This window comes from Planosporangium spinosum, assembly GCF_049999945.1.
Classification (GTDB): domain Bacteria; phylum Actinomycetota; class Actinomycetes; order Mycobacteriales; family Micromonosporaceae; genus Planosporangium; species Planosporangium spinosum.
Genome location: NZ_JBLYUB010000004.1, coordinates 1 through 14,665 on the forward strand (window position 1 = coordinate 1; position 14,665 = coordinate 14,665).

General features: G+C 72.8%; 15 protein-coding genes. 11 read left to right on the forward strand and 4 right to left on the reverse strand.

From position 1 onward, the window contains the following. Window positions 1-23: 23 nt before the first annotated feature. Window positions 24-1,475 (reverse strand): glycoside hydrolase family 3 N-terminal domain-containing protein, encoded by a 1,452-nt coding sequence (locus ACNTMW_RS06680; RefSeq protein WP_426632526.1) that lies wholly within the window; start codon window positions 1,473-1,475, stop codon window positions 24-26. A gap of 135 nt (window positions 1,476-1,610) precedes the next feature. Here ACNTMW_RS06680 and ACNTMW_RS06685 point away from each other — a divergent pair, with 135 nt between their 5' ends. From ACNTMW_RS06685 to ACNTMW_RS06715, 7 genes are all read left to right on the forward strand, one after another. Further along, a complete protein-coding gene (locus ACNTMW_RS06685; RefSeq protein ID WP_426632527.1) occupies window positions 1,611-2,792 on the forward strand; it encodes an ROK family transcriptional regulator in 1,182 nt (393 codons plus the stop codon). Window positions 2,793-2,843: 51 nt separating this feature from the next. Next, the gene (locus ACNTMW_RS06690) at window positions 2,844-3,680 is read left to right on the forward strand and encodes an ABC transporter ATP-binding protein (RefSeq protein WP_426632528.1); all 837 of its coding nucleotides are present in this window, start codon (window positions 2,844-2,846) and stop codon (window positions 3,678-3,680) included. A gap of 212 nt (window positions 3,681-3,892) precedes the next feature. Continuing rightward, complete coding sequence (locus tag ACNTMW_RS06695; RefSeq protein WP_426632529.1) at window positions 3,893-4,306, forward strand: YccF domain-containing protein; 414 nt, start codon at window positions 3,893-3,895, stop codon at window positions 4,304-4,306. A gap of 71 nt (window positions 4,307-4,377) precedes the next feature. Further along, entirely contained in the window at window positions 4,378-4,929 is a 552-nt protein-coding gene (locus ACNTMW_RS06700; RefSeq protein ID WP_426632530.1) for a hypothetical protein, read from the forward strand. Between the two features lie 147 nt (window positions 4,930-5,076). Continuing rightward, a complete protein-coding gene (locus ACNTMW_RS06705) occupies window positions 5,077-5,850 on the forward strand; it encodes an enoyl-CoA hydratase/isomerase family protein (protein ID WP_426632531.1) in 774 nt (257 codons plus the stop codon). Window positions 5,851-6,046: 196 nt separating this feature from the next. Further along, window positions 6,047-7,669: an acetolactate synthase gene (locus ACNTMW_RS06710; protein ID WP_426632532.1), complete on the forward strand. Its 1,623-nt coding sequence runs from the start codon at window positions 6,047-6,049 to the stop codon at window positions 7,667-7,669. Between the two features lie 78 nt (window positions 7,670-7,747). After that, window positions 7,748-8,476: a phosphonatase-like hydrolase gene (locus ACNTMW_RS06715; RefSeq protein ID WP_426632533.1), complete on the forward strand. Its 729-nt coding sequence runs from the start codon at window positions 7,748-7,750 to the stop codon at window positions 8,474-8,476. Between the two features lie 41 nt (window positions 8,477-8,517). Here ACNTMW_RS06715 and ACNTMW_RS06720 read toward each other — a convergent pair whose 3' ends face one another. From ACNTMW_RS06720 to ACNTMW_RS06730, 3 genes are all read right to left on the reverse strand, one after another. Further along, complete coding sequence (locus tag ACNTMW_RS06720; protein WP_426632534.1) at window positions 8,518-8,925, reverse strand: PLD nuclease N-terminal domain-containing protein; 408 nt, start codon at window positions 8,923-8,925, stop codon at window positions 8,518-8,520. 280 nt (window positions 8,926-9,205) lie between these two features. Further along, window positions 9,206-9,544 carry a DUF202 domain-containing protein gene (locus tag ACNTMW_RS06725; protein ID WP_426632535.1) on the reverse strand — a complete coding sequence of 113 codons (339 nt, stop codon included), beginning with the start codon at window positions 9,542-9,544 and terminating at the stop codon, window positions 9,206-9,208. Then, a complete protein-coding gene (locus ACNTMW_RS06730; RefSeq protein WP_426632536.1) occupies window positions 9,541-9,921 on the reverse strand; it encodes a YidH family protein in 381 nt (126 codons plus the stop codon). The genes ACNTMW_RS06725 and ACNTMW_RS06730 overlap by 4 nt, the downstream gene beginning before the upstream one ends. 425 nt (window positions 9,922-10,346) lie before the next feature. On the opposite strand from ACNTMW_RS06730, the gene ACNTMW_RS06735 reads away from it, so the two are divergent. The 4 genes from ACNTMW_RS06735 (at window position 10,347) to mnmA (ending at window position 14,614) form a co-directional block, all read left to right on the forward strand. Then, entirely contained in the window at window positions 10,347-11,126 is a 780-nt protein-coding gene (locus tag ACNTMW_RS06735) for an electron transfer flavoprotein subunit beta/FixA family protein (protein ID WP_426632537.1), read from the forward strand. 14 nt (window positions 11,127-11,140) lie between these two features. Then, complete coding sequence (locus ACNTMW_RS06740) at window positions 11,141-12,103, forward strand: electron transfer flavoprotein subunit alpha/FixB family protein (RefSeq protein WP_426632538.1); 963 nt, start codon at window positions 11,141-11,143, stop codon at window positions 12,101-12,103. A 117-nt stretch (window positions 12,104-12,220) separates the two neighbouring features. Next, on the forward strand, window positions 12,221-13,399 hold the full coding sequence (locus ACNTMW_RS06745) for a cysteine desulfurase family protein (RefSeq protein WP_426632539.1): 1,179 nt from the start codon (window positions 12,221-12,223) through the stop codon (window positions 13,397-13,399). Between the two features lie 117 nt (window positions 13,400-13,516). After that, window positions 13,517-14,614 (forward strand): tRNA 2-thiouridine(34) synthase MnmA, encoded by a 1,098-nt coding sequence (gene mnmA / locus ACNTMW_RS06750; RefSeq protein ID WP_426632540.1) that lies wholly within the window; start codon window positions 13,517-13,519, stop codon window positions 14,612-14,614. Window positions 14,615-14,665: the final 51 nt, after the last annotated feature.

Sequence of the window (14,665 nt, forward strand, 5' to 3'; positions counted from 1 at the left end):
GGAGTGGGGTGGGACGGGGGTGGCTAGGCGGCCAGGCCGAGCGTCTGGGCGGCGGCCCGGCCATTGGCGTGGCTGGCGCCGTACGTGGTCACGAAGGCGCGGACGTGGCGCGGCCGCCACGACGACGGCCAGCCCATCTCCACCACCACGGCGGGTACCGCGGCGGCGACCGCCTCGACCAGCACCGCCGCGCCGGGCAGGCGGTGCACGTTGCGCCCGACGAACACGACCGGGCGGCCGGCGGCGCGCGTGACCAGGCCGGCCGGGTCGGTCCCGGCGGGTACCAGCCGGACCTCCTCGGTGCCGTCGAGGTGGGGGCCGAGGCCCCACGGCACCCGGCCGACGGCGATGGACGACTCGGACTCCAGCTGGACGACCAGGGGAGTGTCGAAGCCGTCGAGGGAGCCCTCGACCCGTACGGCGCCCAGCGCGGCCGGGTACCCGAGACCCAGGTCCGCCTCGACGGCGCGCGGTCCGCGGGCGGTCCACGACGCCAGCGCCGCGGCGCGCCCGGCCGCCTCCTCGACCCGCGCGAGCGACAGCCGGCCGTCGCCGATCGCGGTGGCGATCTCCGCGGCGGTCGCTTCGACCAGCGGGGCGTCCACCCGGGCGCCGATGCAGAGCAGGTCCGCGCCGGCCGCGAGGGCGAGGACCGCCGCCTGCGGAATGCCACCGGCGTGGTCGGTCGAGCCGCGCATCTCCAGCGCGTCGGTGATCACGGCACCGGTGAAGCCCAGCTCGTGGCGGAGCAGGTCGACCAGGGCGGCGCGGCTGAACGTGGCGGGCAGCGCGCCGGTGAGGGCGGGTACCCGGATGTGCGCGGTCATGATCGCCTGGGTGCCGGCGGCGAACGCGGCGGCGAAGGGCGGTAGTTCACGGGCGCGGAGCACGTCCAGGGGTGCCTCGACGGTGGGCAGTTCCAGGTGCGAGTCGGCGACCGTGGCGCCGTGGCCGGGGAAGTGCTTGGCGCAGGCGGCCACGCCGACCTCCTGCAGGCCGGTCACCGCCGCGGCGGCGTGCGCGGCGACCCGGGCGGGGTCGGCGCCGAAGCTGCGGGTACCGATGACGGGGTTGTCGTCGGCGGTGTTGACGTCGATGGTCGGGGCGATGTCCAGGTTGACGCCGACGCCGGCGAGTTCGGTGCCGATGGCGCGGTACACGCGGCGGGTGAGGTCGGTGTCGTCGACCATGCCGAGGGCGGCGTTGCCGGGGTACGGGCTGCCCTCGGCGTGGGCCAGCCGGGTGACGTCGCCGCCCTCCTCGTCGATGCCGACCAGCACGTCGGCGCGCGCGGCCCGCAGCCGGGCGGTCAGGGCGGCCAGTTGCGGGCGGTCCACGACGTTGTACCCGAACAGCACGTGCCCGGCGAGGCCGTCGGCGACCAGTTCGGTGGCCCAGGCCGGTGCCTCGGCGCCGGGGAAGGCGGCGAGCAGCGTGCGCAGCGCGAGTCGGCGCAGACCTCTGTCAACCGTCACGATCTCTCCCTTCGCCGCCGGTGCCCGCCCCACCGAGGTGTCGAAAGCGGCCTACCAGCCCGTACGCTAACCCTATTCTTAAGGTGATCACACGCATTAGTAAACTTTCTTAACCTGAAAAAGGTCGTCCCTCCCATGAGTCCATCCCCCATGCCGGGCACGCCGCGTCTGCTGCGCGCCCTCAACGACCGCGCCGCGCTGGAACTGTTGCTGACCAAGGGCCCCCTCACGCGTGCGCAACTGGGGGAGCTGACCGGCCTGTCCAAGGTCACCGCATCCCAACTGGTGGAGCGCCTGGAGGAGCGGGGCCTGGTGACCCGGGTCGGAGAGCTCGCCGGCGGCCGTGGCCCCAATGCCCAGATGTACGCCGTCGTACCCGCGACCGCGTACGTCGTGGGCGTGGAGGTGGGGCCGCAGCACGTGGTCGCCGCCGCCGCCGACATCACCGGTACCGTCGCGGGCCGGGTCGACGTGTCCATCGGGGACGCGGACGACCCCGTCGGCGTCGTCCACGCCGCCGTCGTCGAGGCGGCCGAGGCGGCCGGCGCGCCGCTGTCACGGGTACGCCGGGTCGTCCTCGGCACCCCCGGCCTGGTCGACCCGACGACCAACGAGATCTCGTTCGCATGGGACCTGCCCAAGTGGCACCGCGGTCTGCTCGGCGCGCTGCGGGCCGACCTCGACCGCCCGGTGGTGTTCGAGAACGACGTCAACCTCGCCGCCGTCGCCGAGGCGCACGCCGGCGCCGCCGTCGACGTCTCCGACTTCGTCCTCGTCTGGGTCGGCCGGGGCGTCGGCCTCGCCGTGGTCCTCGGCGGCCGCCTGCACCGGGGCGCCACCGGTGCCGCCGGCGAGATCGGCTACCTGCCGGTACCGGGTGCGCCGGTGCCGCGTGACGTCTCCCGGCGGGCCAAGGGCTCGTTCCAGCAGCTCATCGGCGCCGACGCGGTCCGCGCCCTGGCCCGCGAGCACGGCTTCAAGGCCGCCAGCGGCGCCGAGGCCGTCCGGGCGGCCGTCGCCGCGGGTACCCAGGGCGGCCCGATCCTCGACGAGATCGCCCGCCGGCTCGCGCTGGGCGTCGCCGCGGTCGGTGTCGTGCTCGACCCGGCGCTGGTCGTCCTCGCCGGGGACATCGGCCAGGCCGGCGGCGCGGCGCTGGCCCAGCGGGTGGAGCACGAGGTCGCCGCGATCTCGCTGGCCTCGCCCCGGGTCGTCAGTACCGGGGTGGCCGCCGAGCCGGTACTCAACGGCGCACTGCTGACCGGGCTGGAGGCCGTACGCGAGGAGGTCTTCGGCTCCACCGTCGACGGCACCTGACGCCCACCGCCGACGTACCTCACACCCACGGCGCGGCGGTGACGTGGTTGGATGGTCGGCGTGTCCGCACCTGCTCAATCCGCCGTGCACCCACCCACCGTCGACCCCGACGTGGTGATCGACCTCGACTCGGTGACCGTACGACGCGGGAGTACCGACCTCGTCCGGGACGTCACCTGGCGGGTCGAGCTGGACGAGCGCTGGGTGGTGCTCGGCCCGAACGGCGCCGGCAAGACCACGCTGCTCAACCTGGCGTCCGCCCGGCTGCACCCCACCCGGGGCACCGTGCACGTCCTGGGGGAGCGGCTGGGCCGCGTCGACGTGCACGAGCTGCGGACCCGTATCGGCCTGGCCAGCGCCGCGCTGGCCGGGCGCATCCCGCCGGACGAGACCGTGCGCGACGTCGTGGTGACGGCGTCGTGGTCGGTACTGGGCCGGTGGCGCGAGAGCTACGACCCGATGGACGTCGCCCGCGCCGGTGCGCTGCTGGAGCAGTTGGGCATGGCCGCGCTGGTCGACCGGCAGTACGGCACCCTGAGTGAGGGCGAGCGCAAGCGCACCCAGATCGCCCGGGCCCTGATGACCGACCCGGAGCTGCTGCTGCTCGACGAGCCGGCGGCCGGCCTGGACCTCGGCGGCCGGGAGGATCTGGTGCGCCGGTTGGCCGAACTGGCCATGGACCCGGACGCTCCGGCCATGGTGCTGGTCACCCACCACGTGGAGGAGATCCCGCCCGGGTTCACCCACGCGCTGCTGCTGCGCGAGGGTGCGGTGGTGGCCGCCGGGCTGCTGCACGACACCCTGACCGCGGAGAACCTGTCCAAGACGTTCGGGGTGCCACTGGCGCTGACCGTCGCCGACGGCCGGTACGCCGCCCGCGCCGCCTGACCAGCTCGCCGGGCGCCGCCCGACGCCGTTCGGCGCCGCCCGGTCGCCCTTGATCGTCGCAACTTACCGGAAGTTGTGGTCTCCATAGGCCTCTGTGACCACAACTTCCCGGAAGTTGTGACGATCATGGGGGTGAAATCGACGATCATGGGGGTGAAATCAGGGTCGCGTCCCTGAGGTTCAGGTTGCGCGCACCGGGGACCATCGAAGACGTGCGACTCGTTCTCAACGTCCTGTGGCTGGTCTTCGGCGGTCTGTTTCTCGCCCTCGGGTATGCGATCGCCGGGCTGGTCTGCTGTGCCCTCATCGTCACGATCCCGTTCGGGGTGGCCTCGTTCCGGATGGCCAACTACGCGCTGTGGCCGTTCGGGCGCACGGTCGTACCGAAGCCGACGGCGGGCATCGCCTCCGCGGTCGGCAACGTCATCTGGTTCGTCGTCGCCGGCTGGTGGCTCGCGCTCGGCCACATCCTCACCGCCATCGCGCAGGCGGTCACGATCATCGGCATCCCGCTGGCGATCGCCAACCTCAAGCTCGTACCGGTGTCATTGATGCCGCTGGGCCACGAGATCGTCGACGTCGACGAGCGGCGGGTGGGTGACCTGCGGGCGGCGGGGGCGCGCTGAGGCGCGCCGCTTGGCCGGGTTCCGCGGGGCCGGGACCGCGACACCCATCCGAACCCACCGACTGGAGAGCCGTGAGCGCAGCCATCGACGTGACCGTCGCCGCGCCGGTCCATCCCCGGGATGGGCGGCCCGCACCGCGCTGGGCGGTCCGGATCGCCCACCTGATCCCGCTGCTGGTGCTGCCGTCCGGGGTGTGGCGGCTCTGTCTCGCCCTCGGACTCTCCATGGGCCTGGTGGAGAACGGCACCCCGGTGCGGATGCACGGCTGGGTCGAGACCGCCTATGTGATCGGGCTGAGCGTGGTCTCCGAGGCGGTCGCCCTGCTCTCTCTCGGGCTGGTGCGGCCCTGGGGTGAGCGGGTGCCGCGCGGGGTGCCTGTGCTGGGTGGCCGGCGGGTACCGCCGCTGGCCGCGGTCGCCGCCGCCACCGCCGGTTCGGTCGCGCTCATCCTGATCTGGACCTTCGCCACGGTCAACTTCCTGACCCCGGGCCGTAACAGCCTCGAGTTCGGCAGCGGATGGGCCGGCCCCCTGCTGATGGTGTGCTACCTGCCGCTGCTGTCATGGGGGCCGTTGCTGCTGGTGATCACCTGGGCCTACCGTCGCCGCCGCTGCCGGGACTGACCGGCATCGGCGTCGCCGGCGCTCCGCGGCCCGCCGTGCCGCCCGGTGCTGGGGCTGGATCGCCAAGGCCCGGAGGACCCACGCCGGGGCCAGGCGCAACTCGATAGGCTGCCGGCGAGGTCACGACGAGGTGAGGAGGCGGGCGTAGTGGGTGAGCTCGTGCGACTGGAGGTCGCGGACGGTATCGGCACGATCCGGCTGGACCGGCCGCCGATGAACGCGCTCAACATCCAGGTACAGGAGGAGCTGCGCGAGGCCGCGCGCCGGGCGACGGTCGACGACGCGGTCCGCGCGGTCATCGTGTACGGCGGGGAGAAGGTCTTCGCCGCCGGCGCGGACATCAAGGAGATGGCCGGCATGGGGTACGCCGACATGGCGCCCCGCGCACCGGAGATCTCGCGTGCCGTGGACGCGGTCGCCCGCATCCCCAAGCCCGTCGTCGCGGCCATCACCGGGTACGCCCTGGGCGGCGGCTGCGAGCTGGCGCTCGCCTGCGACTGGCGGATCGTGGCGGCCGACGCGAAGCTCGGCCAGCCGGAGATCAACCTGGGCATCATTCCGGGTGCCGGCGGTACCCAGCGGCTGGCCCGCCTGGTCGGCCCGGCGAAGGCCAAGGACCTGTGCATGTCCGGCCGGTTCGTGGACGCCGACGAGGCGCTGCGCATCGGGCTGGTCGACAAGGTGGTGCCGGCCGGCGAGGTGTACGACGCCGCCCTGGCCATGATGCGGCAGTACACGAAGGGTCCCGCGCACGCGCTGCGCGCGGTGAAGCTCGCGATCGACGGCGGTCTGGACATGGACCTCGCCTCCGGCCTGGCGTGGGAGAGCCAGCTGTTCGCCGCGTTGTTCGCCACCGAGGACCGTTCCGAGGGCATGGCAGCGTTCGTCGAGAAGCGCAAGCCCGAGTTCAAGGGCCGTTGACGCGGCAGCCGGCGCCGCTCGGCACGGCCGGCGGCCCGGTGGCCGGCGCGATCGGTCGCCCGGTACTGGTCGGCACGGTCGCCCGGCGCCGGTGGCCGGCGCGATCGGTCGCCCGGCGCCGGTTTCCCGAGAACGCTTCACGTTTTTCCTACCGGGCGGTAACCTGCACCGACGGTATGCGACAGGAGGGCCGGCGATGACGGAGCAGTACGAAGGCCACGGCGGGGACCTTGCCCTCGCGGCGTTGAAGGCCTTCGGCGTCACCGAGATGTTCACGCTCTCGGGAGCGCACGTGTTCCCGCTGTACGACGCCGCCCAGCGGGCCGGGGTGCGACTGCTGGACGTGCGGCACGAGCAGTCGGCGGTCTTCGCCGCCGAGGCGGTGGCCAAGCTCCAGCGCCGGGCCTCCCTCGCCGTTCTCACCGCCGGCCCCGGCGTCACCAACGGCATCTCCGGCCTGACCAGCGCGTACTTCAACGCGTCCCCGGTCGTCGTGATGGGGGGAAGGGCCCCGCAGTTCCGCTGGGGCTCGGGCAGCCTGCAGGAGATGGACCACCTGCCGCTGGTGCGGCCGGTGACCAAGTACGCCGAGACCGTCTTCGCCACCGAGGACATCCCGGCGAAGGTGCACGAGGCGGTCACGGCGGCGCTGACCGCGCACCGCGGCCCCGTCTTCCTCGACTTCCCACTCGAGGTCATCTTCGGTCAGGCCGAGGTGGCGCTGCCCGGACCGGCCGACGTACCGGTGATCGAGCCCGACCCCGACGAGGTCGCGAAGGCGGCCGCCCTGCTCGCCGGCGCCCAGCGGCCGGTCATCATCGCAGGTTCGGACGTGTACACCGGCGGCGCGGTCGCCGCCCTGCGTGAGGCGGCCGAGGCGCTGACCGTACCGGTGTTCACCAACGGGATGGGGCGCGGCGCGCTGCCCCCGGAGCACCCGCTCGCGTTCGCCAAGGCCCGGCGGGTGGCCCTGTCCGGAGCCGACGTCGTCTGCGTCGTCGGTACCCCGCTGGACTTCCGGCTCGGCTTCGGTGACTTCGGCGAGGCCCAGGTCGTCCACATCGTCGACGCGCCGTCGCAGCAGGCGTCGCACGTATCCCCGGCCGCCACGCCCGTCGGCGACCTGCGCCTGATCCTGACGGCGCTGGCCGACCACACCGGCGCCCGGGCCGACCACTCCGACTGGGTGGACACCCTGCGCGCGGGCGAGGACGCCGCCAAGGCCAAGGAGGCCGACGCGCTCGAGGCCGACACCGACCCGATCAAGCCCAGCCGGGTGTACGGCGAGCTGCGCAAGGTGCTCGACCGGGACGCGGTCACGATCGGTGACGGCGGCGACTTCGTGTCCTACGCGGGCAAGTACCTCGAGCCGGCCCAGCCGGGCACCTGGCTCGATCCGGGCCCGTACGGCTGCCTCGGCACCGGCATGGGGTATGCGATGGGGGCCAGGGCGACCTACCCCGAACGGCAGATCTGCGTGCTGATGGGTGACGGAGCGGCCGGCTTCTCGCTGATGGACGTGGAGTCGCTGGTACGGCAGAACCTGCCGGTGGTGATCGTGGTCGGCAACAACGGCATCTGGGGCCTGGAGAAGCACCCGATGCGGATGCTGTACGGCTACGACGTCGCCGCGGACCTCCAGCCGGGCCTGCGCTACGACGACGTGGTCCGCGCGCTCGGCGGTGCCGGCGAGACCGTGGCGAAGGCCGGCGATCTCGGACCGGCGCTGCGGCGGGCGTTCGACGCCGGCGTGCCGTACCTGGTGAACGTGCTGACCGACCCGGAGGACGCGTACCCCCGCTCGTCGAACCTGGCCTAACCTGCACTGAAAGTCACGCCGCGTTCATATTTGCGCCGTATCCGGATGGTTGTATCGGGTGACCCCCGGACTTGCGGAATGGATGCGAAGGATGTGGGCGTGACGCGCTGGCAGGTGGCCTGTATCGACATGGCGGGGACCACGGTCCACGACGAGGGCCTGGTGGATCAGGCCGTCACGGTGGCGCTCGCCGGTCAGGGGGTGGCGCCGGGAACGGCCGAGTACGACCGGATGCGGGCGGTGGTCCGTAAGACCCACGGGCAGAGCAAGATCGAGGTGTTCCGCCTCCTGCTCGGCGGGGACGAGCAGCGGGCCCGCGCGGCAAACGAGACGTTCGAGGAGGCGTACGGCCTCCTCGTCGACGACGGCGCCGTGACGCCCATCCCGGGTGCGGTCGAGGCGATCGAGGCGCTGCGGTCCGCCGGCGTGAAGGTGGCGCTCACGACGAGCTTCGCGCGGGCCACCCAGGAGGCGATCATCGAGGCCGTCGGCTGGCGCGGCCTCGTCGACCTGGCGCTGTCTCCGGCCGACGCGGGGCGTGGGCGCCCGTATCCGGATCTGGTGCTCGTCGCCGCGCTGCGGTTGGGTGCGGACGACGTCCGCCGGGTCGCGGTCGTCGGCGACACCCCGCTCGACATGATCGCCGGGCGCCGCGCGGGGGCCGGCCTCGTCGCGGGCGTCCTCACCGGCGCCTGCGACCGGCCGACGCTGCTGGCCGCCGGCGCGACGCACGTGATCGGCTCGGTGGGCGACCTGGCCGACCTGCTGGGCGTACCGCAGTGGCAGCCGTCTCTGCGCCTGGCCTGACGCCGGTCCGGCCGCCGGTGTCGTCCGTGGACTCCGGCGGTTCAGCTCTCGGTCTCGTCCTTGGAGGTACGCCGGCGCAGTTCCTCCTCGCGGCGGCGCAGGTCCGCCTCCCAGCGCCGCAGCAGGTCCTCGTCGTCGCGGCGGGTGCGGGCGGCGAGGTCGCGCAGGAACTCGGGGTCGTCGTCGGGTGCGAGCTGGCGTGGCCGCGACCGCTCGGGGAACCCGTTACCCGCCCGCCACGTTCCCGGTGGCGCCGGCATCTCCCGCTGTGGCCTGCCGGCGACGAACCACACGATCGCGCCGAGCGGGGAGAACAGCAGAATGATGAGGACCCAGGCTGCTTTCGGCAGCCCGCGGATCTCGAAGTCTTCGCAGGACAGACAGTCGATCAGCGCGACGACGAGGAGCGCCAGGTAGACGAGCGCGAGTAAGACGAACAGGCGGCCCATGGCGCCTATCATCGCGCAGACCTCAACCTCTCCGCAGTCTCAGTTTCTCCGCCCAAGATCCGCGCAATGTCGCACTCATTGCTGCCATCCAGGCCGCCGGGACAGCAATGTTCGCGACATTGCGCGGATCTTGGAGCGGATCTCGAAGCGGATCTCGGACCTGTGGCGCTCGCGGTGCCGGGCCTTCCGGCGCGTCCTCCGTGGCCTCAGCCGTTCCGCAGAAGCAACGCGTCCTCCGTGGCCTCAGCCGTTCCGCAGAAGCAACGCGTCCTCCGTGGCCTCAGCCGCTCCGCAGAAGCAACAGGACGGCGCCGACGACGGCGTAGCCGACGACGGCGGCCGTGAGTACGGGCGCCGACCGGCCGGCGGTGCGTGGCCGGTCGGCGGTCAGGGCGCCGATGCGCCGGTGGGCCACCGTGACGACCAGCAGCCAGAGCGCGGCGACGGCGGCGACGCCGAGCGCCCCGCGTGCGGTCAGCCGGGTACCGGCGGCCAGCCGGACGGCCAGTATGGACACCGCCGTCGCCGCGAGGACGGTCCGCCGCCACGACAGGCGTGTGCGCTCCGGCTGCCGACCGGGATCCGGGCGGCCGGGTTCGTCGGGGGAGCCGCCGCTCACCTGCCGACCGCTCCCGCCAGCACCATCGTCACGAGGATGCCGGCACCGAACGCGACGAGCAGGGCGAGTACGGCGGGGAAGCGCGACGGGGGTAGTTCGGTGCCCCGGCGGATCGCCCGCTCGCAGCGGGTCCAGTGGTCGAGTGCCCGGACGGCGACGAGCCCGCCGAGCGCGAGCAGTACGAGGGCGAGCAGGTCACGGGCGATGCCGCCGGACAGGAACTGGGCCACGGCGAGGCCGCCGCCGATCAGTGCGAGCCCGGTGCGCAGCCAGGCCAGGAAGGTGCGTTCGTTGGCCAGCGAGAAGCGGTAGTCGGGCCGCTCACCGACCCGGTGGTTCCCGCTGGGGTCGAACCAGGCGCGGATGGAGCTGAACACTCCGGGATTATGGACCCCAGATGGCGCGCACCTTCCGGCGCAGGCACTTCTCCCGCAGTACCCCACAGGTGCAGCGCGTGCCGTCCAGGTGTGGGCGATGGGGTACGGCCGGCTCGGTCTCCGGCGGGGCCGCCGGATCACTCCGCGCGTCGGCGGACGGGCCGGCCTCCGCCGCGTCCGAGGGCGCCGGATCGTTGTCGGAGTCGGTGGACGAAGTCGACATATCAGACCCCGGTCTCTGGTGCCCCATATTCCAAGGACGGTGAGCCGAGTCACGCCGGTTCAACGCGGGCCGAAACTTACTCGACGGTAACATCGAGGTGTCCGGGGCGAGCCAGGTCACACCGGTCTGTCCCGTAACGTGTGGCGGGGCGAAGGCGCCGTGTCCATCAGGACACTGTCGAGCAGGAGGACGTCGGAGAACGATGAAGATCGTCGTACTCGTCAAGCAGGTGCCGGACTCCGGCGCGGAGCGCAACCTGCGCAGTGACGACAACACCGTCGACCGTGGGTCGGCCAATAACGTGATCAACGAGATGGACGAGTACGCCATCGAGGAGGCGTTGCAGGTCCAGGAGAAACACGGCGGCGAGGTCGTCGTGCTGACCGTGGGCCCCGACCGGGCGACCGAGTCGATCCGCAAGGCGCTGTCGATGGGCCCGGACTCCGCCGTCCATGTCGTCGACGACGCCCTGCACGGCTCGTGCGCCGTCACCACCTCGAAGGTGCTCGCCGCGGCGATCGGTCAGCTCAACGCCGACCTGATCATCTGCGGTGCCGAGTCGACCGACGGTCGGGTGCAGGTCATGCCGCACATGATCGCCGAGCGGCTCGGGGTAGCGGCGCTCACCGGCGCCCGCAAGCTCACCGTCGACGGCTCCACGCTCACCATCGAGCGCCAGACCGAGGAGGGCTACGAGGTCGTCACCGCCTCCACGCCCGCCGTGGTCAGCGTCTGGGACACCATCAACGAGCCGCGGTACCCGTCGTTCAAGGGCATCATGGCGGCCAAGAAGAAGCCGCTGGAGACCAAGTCGCTCGCCGACCTGGGTGTGGCCGCCTCCGAGGTGGGCTTCGAGGGTGCCACCAGCGCGGTCGTCGAGCACAGCAAGCGTCCGCCGCGGCAGGCCGGCAACAAGATCAACGACTCGGGTGACGGCGGCGTGAAGCTCGTCGAGTACCTCGCGTCCGAGAAGTTCGTCTGAGAGGCACGGAGAAGATGGCAGAAGTACTCGTCGTCGTCGAGGCCACGCAGGCGTTCGGCGTCAAGAAGGTCACCCTCGAGCTGCTGACGATCGCCCGTGAGCTGGGCGAGCCGTCCGCGGTCGTGCTCGGCGGGTCCGGTGCGGCCGCCCAGCTTTCGGAGAAGCTCGCCGAGTACGGCGCGCAGAAGATCTACGCCGCCGAGAGCGAAGAGATCGACGGTTACCTGGTCGCCCCCAAGGCGGCCGTGCTGGCCAACCTGGTCAAGTCGGTGTCGCCGGCCGCCGTCCTGCTCGCCTCCAGCCAGGAGGGCAAGGAGATCGCCGGTCGCCTGGCGGTCAAGCTGGAGAACGGCATCCTGACCGACGCCGTCGGCCTGGACGCCTCCGGCGTCGCCACCCAGGTCGTCTTCGCCGGTAGCACCATCGTGAAGTCGAAGGTCACCAAGGGCATCCCGCTGGTGACCGTCCGGCCGAACTCGGTGACCCCGACCCCCGCGCCGGCCTCTCCGGCGGTGGAGAACGTGGCCGTCGAGGTGGGCGCCAACGACAAGTTGGCGAAGGTGGTCAACCGCGTCGCGGAGCAGAAGGGCTCCCGTCCGGAGCTCACCGAGGCCTCGATCGTCGTCTCCGGCGGCCGCGGCGTCGGCAGCGGCGACAACTTCAAGCTGGTCGAGGAGCTGGCCGACCTGCTGGGCGCGGCCGTCGGCGCGTCCCGCGCGGCCGTCGACTCGGGCTTCTACCCGCACCAGTTCCAGGTCGGCCAGACCGGTAAGACGGTCTCGCCGCAGCTGTACGTGGCGCTGGGCATCTCCGGTGCCATCCAGCACCGGGCCGGCATGCAGACGTCGAAGACGATCGTCGCGGTCAACAAGGACGAAGAGGCTCCGATCTTCGAGCTGACCGACTTCGGCGTGGTCGGCGACCTGTTCAAGGTCGTACCGCAGGCGGTCGAGGAGATCCGCAAGCGCAAGGGCTGAGACACCGTACGGCGACGGCGGGGTGGGTGCGTTCGCGCCCACCCCGCCGTCGTTCGCGTTCCCGGCACCCAGGGCGCCACCGGCGGGCGGTACGGGCGGGCCGATAGGCTGGACGCGATGGCCTACCTGGATCATGCCGCTACCACGCCGATGCTGCCCGAGGCGCTGGACGCTTACGTGGCGACCGCCCGCGAGTTGGGCAATGCCTCGTCGCTGCACGCGCCGGGCCGCCACGCCCGCCGCCGGGTGGAGGAGTCGCGGGAGCGGATCGCCGCGGCGCTGGGCGCCCGACCGTCCGAGGTGATCTTCACCAGCGGTGGCACCGAAAGCGACAATCTCGCCGTCAAAGGCATCTTCTGGGCGCGGCGCACCGGTGACCCGGCCCGGACCAGGGTGGTCGCTTCCTCGGTGGAGCACCACGCGGTCCTGGACTCGGTGGAGTGGCTGGCCCGGCACGAGGGCGCGACGGTCACCTGGTTGCCCGTCGACGGCGCCGGCCGGGTCGAGGTGGATGCGCTGCGCGAGGTGCTCGCCGAGTACGGCGACGAGGTGGCGTTCGTCACCTCGATGTGGGCCAACAACGAGGTCGGCACCGTCCAGCCGGTCGGCGAACTGGCGGAGATCTGCGCCGGGTACGGCGTGCCGCTGCACACCGACGCGGTACAGGCGGTAAGCCAGGTACCGGTCGACTTCGCCGGCAGCGGGGTCGCTGCCCTCACCGTGACCGGCCACAAGCTGGGCGGCCCGATCGGGGTCGGCGCCCTCGTGCTCGGCCGGGACGTCGAGTGCACGCCCCTGCTGCACGGCGGCGGGCAGGAGCGGGATGTCCGCTCCGGCACCCTCGACGTGCCCGGCATCGTGGCGTTCGCCACCGCCGTGGAGAGCTCGGTCAAGGGCCGGGCCGAGTACGCCGCACGGGTCGGCGCGATCCGGGACGCGCTGGTCGCCGGGGTATGCGCCGCCGTGCCGGACGCGGTCCTGAACGGCGACCCGGTCGACCGGCTGCCCGGCAACGCGCACTTCTCGTTCCCCGGCTGCGAGGGCGACGCGCTCCTGCTGCTGCTCGACGCGCAGGGCATCGCCTGCTCGACCGGTTCGGCGTGCTCGGCCGGGGTGGCCCAGCCCTCCCACGTCCTGCTCGCGATGGGTGCCGACGACGACCGCGCCCGGTCGTCGCTGCGGTTCACCCTCGGGCACACCTCGACCCTCGATGAGGTCGCCGCGCTGGTCGCCGCGCTGCCCGCCGCCGTCGAGCGGGCCCGGCGGGCCGGGGCCGTGCGGGCTGCCCGCGGCTGACACCACCTGGCTCTGGTCCGACGGGCACCGGTTGGCCCGCGGCTGACACCACCTGGCTCTGATCCGACGGGCACCGGCTGGCCCTGGCCCGTCCGACACCGGTTAACCTCGGTAGCTGTGAAGGTTCTCGCGGCGATGTCGGGCGGCGTCGATTCGGCGGTCGCGGCCGCCAGGGCGGCCGAAGCCGGGTACGACGTGACGGGCGTGCACCTGGCGCTCTCGCGCAACCCGCAGACGTACCGGTCCGGTGCGCGCGGCTGCTGCACGCTCGAGGACGCCCGCGACGCCCGCCGGGCGGCGGACGTGATCGGCATCCCGTTCTACGTCTGGGACATGGCCGATCGCTTCCACGACGACGTGGTCGACGACTTCGTCGCCGAGTACGCGGCCGGCCGCACGCCCAATCCGTGCCTGCGCTGCAACGAGAAGATCAAGTTCGCGGCGGTGCTGGACCGCGCCCTCGCCCTCGGCTTCGACGCGGTGGTGACCGGCCACCACGCCCGCAAGGGCGCCGACGGCCTGCTGCGTCGGTCGGTGGATGCCGGCAAGGACCAGTCGTACGTGCTGGCCGTCCTCACCCGCGAGCAGCTCGACCACTCGATCTTCCCGCTCGGCGACTCCACCAAGGCGGAGGTGCGGGCCGAGGCCGCCCGGCGCGACCTCGCCGTCGCCGACAAGCCCGACAGTCACGACATCTGCTTCATCGCCGACGGCGACACCCGGGGCTTCCTGCACCAGCGGCTCGGCGCGGCGCCGGGCGACATCGTCGACTCCGAGACCGGCGAGGTCCTGGGCAGCCACGACGGGGCGTACGCGTACACCATCGGCCAGCGGCGCGGCCTGGACCTGCGCCGTCCCGCCCCGGACGGCCGCCCCCGGTACGTGTTGTCGATCACCCCGGTCACGAACACGGTGACCGTCGGGCCGGCCGAGGCCCTCGAGGTGTCCCGGGTGTCCGGCGAGCGCCCGGTGTGGTCCGCCGGGCCCATGCCGGGGACCGAGGTGGAGTGCCAGGTACAGCTGCGGGCGCACGGCGAGCCGGTGTCGGCGACCGTGCGCGTCGACGCCGACCGCATGGTCGCGTCCCTGCACCGGCCGGTCCGCGGGATCGCCGCAGGCCAGGCCGTCGTCGCGTACCGCCCCGACCCGGGCGGCGACGTCGTGCTCGGCTCGGCGACCATCACCGCGACCGACCGGGCCGCCGCGGCGGCGTGAGCCGGCGGTGGGCACCCGAGCCTGCGGTGGGCCGAGCCGACCGGCCCGACG